We start from the raw sequence: 2209 nt of genomic DNA, 5'->3' as shown, positions 1-2209 counted from the left end.
GGCGCGTGTTGTGGGGTTACAGGATTTTGGGGGCTTGATCTGGCCTTAAAACGCAAACGCCCACCGTTTTACGGGTGGGCTGTTTTCTAGGTTTGGTTGCGGGAGTAGGATTTGAACCTACGACCTTCAGGTTATGAGCCTGACGAGCTACCGGGCTGCTCCATCCCGCGCCATTTGGCCTGATTAGAGGCCTGTTCTGCGCTTGCCTCTAGAACTAAATTTAGGAGAGGCGCATCGGTTAGAGAGATACGATTGATGTTGCTTGTTAGGTTTGGCGGTGACCTACTCTCCCACGTCTTAAGACGCAGTACCATCGGCGCGACGGCACTTAACGGCCGAGTTCGGGATGGGATCGGGTGTTTTGCTCGCGCTATGACCACCAAACCAAACAAACAACATCAGTTTAAACACTCAGATGTTTAAACTGTGTGGCAAAGTCATATTCGTAAGAATGTGACAGCCACCCAGTAGTTATAAACATCTAAGTGTCCAAACAAATTTCTAATCCAAGTCACTTACACATATGTGTAGCTTTTGAAGTCCAGCTTCTACTGGATCAAATCAAGCCTATCGAACAATTAGTACCAGTCAACTGAACGCATTGCTGCGCTTACATCTCTGGCCTATCGACGAGGTGGTCTACCTCGGTTCTCAGGGATACCTTGTTTTGAGGGGGGCTTCCCGCTTAGATGCCTTCAGCGGTTATCCTTTCCGAACATAGCTACCCAGCACTGCCATTGGCATGACAACTGGTCCACCAGTGGTTCGTTCACCCCGGTCCTCTCGTACTAGGGGCAACTCCTCTCAAGTATCCTACACCCACGGCAGATAGGGACCGAACTGTCTCACGACGTTCTAAACCCAGCTCACGTACCTCTTTAAACGGCGAACAGCCGTACCCTTGGGACCTGCTCCAGCCCCAGGATGAGATGAGCCGACATCGAGGTGCCAAACGGTGCCGTCGATATGGACTCTTGGGCACCATCAGCCTGTTATCCCCGGCGTACCTTTTATCCGTTGAGCGATGGCCCTTCCACTCGGGACCACCGGATCACTATGACCGACTTTCGTCTCTGCTCGACTTGTCAGTCTCGCAGTCAGGCTGGCTTCTGCCATTGCACTCAACGACCGATTTCCGACCGGTCTGAGCCAACCTTCGCGCGCCTCCGTTACTGTTTAGGAGGCGACCGCCCCAGTCAAACTACCCGCCACACAGGGTCCCGGATCCGGATAACGGACCGCGGTTAGACATCAAGCAGAACAGGGGTGGTATCTCAAAGGAGGCTCCCCAGAAACTGGCGTCTCTGGTTCAAAGCCTACCACCTATTCTGCACATGTTGTGCCTGATGCCAGTGTGAAGCTGTAGTAAAGGTGCACGGGGTCTTTCCGTCTAACCGCGGGAAGCCTGCATCTTGACAGGCAATTCAATTTCGCTGAGTCGATGTTGGAGACAGCGGGGAAGTCGTTACGCCATTCGTGCAGGTCGGAACTTACCCGACAAGGAATTTCGCTACCTTAGGACCGTTATAGTTACGGCCGCCGTTTACCTGGGCTTCAATTCGGAGCTTGCACTCCTCCTTTTAACCTTCAGGCACCGGGCAGGCGTCAGACCCTATACGTCGTCTTACGACTTCGCAGAGCCCTGTGTTTTTAGTAAACAGTCGCCACCCCCTGGTTTGTGCCCCCAGTCAATACTTGCGTAGAAACTGGGCCTCCTTCTCGCGAACTTACGGAGGTATTTTGCCGAGTTCCTTCAACATCGTTCTCTCAAGCGCCTTGGTATTCTCTACCAGTCCACCTGTGTCGGTTTAGGGTACGATCTTATAGAGGGGCTATTTCCAGGAACCTCTAAGCAGCCCATTCAATCCGATAAGGATGAACTACCTTCGAGATCCGTCACCACCTCATGGCCCAGGAATATTAACCTGGTTCCCATCGACTACGCCTTTCGGCCTCGCCTTAGGGGTCGGCTTACCCTGCTCAGATTAGCTTTAAGCAGGAACCCTTGGACTTTCGGCGACAGGGTCTCTCACCCTGTTTGTCGCTACTCATGTCATCATTCTCGCTAGTGATCTCTCCACCGGATGGCTCACGCCCCGGCTTCACAGAAAACTCAATGCCTCCTATGCACTACAAGTAGTGCAAAAGAGGCGTAGAGTTATGTCACACTACGCTCCGCTACCATGCCTTACGGCATCCTAAGCTTCGG

1 tRNA gene and 2 rRNA genes (1 of these 3 running past the window's edge) are annotated in these 2209 nt (G+C 52.7%); all 3 read right to left on the bottom strand.

Annotation, left to right across the window (positions count from 1 at the left end):
- Positions 1-93: 93 nt before the first annotated feature.
- Positions 94-170, bottom strand: a tRNA-Met gene (locus tag BLW66_RS15925).
- 99 nt (positions 171-269) lie between these two features.
- Positions 270-384: ribosomal RNA gene (gene rrf, locus BLW66_RS15920) — 5S ribosomal RNA — on the bottom strand.
- Between the two features lie 173 nt (positions 385-557).
- A 23S ribosomal RNA gene (locus BLW66_RS15915) occupies positions 558-2209 on the bottom strand; it runs 1182 nt beyond the window's last position.

This window comes from Litoreibacter albidus (assembly GCF_900107015.1).
GTDB lineage: Bacteria > Pseudomonadota > Alphaproteobacteria > Rhodobacterales > Rhodobacteraceae > Litoreibacter > Litoreibacter albidus.
The sequence above is the reverse complement of the archived record's forward strand: the minus strand, read 5'-3'. Positions and strand labels throughout refer to the sequence as shown.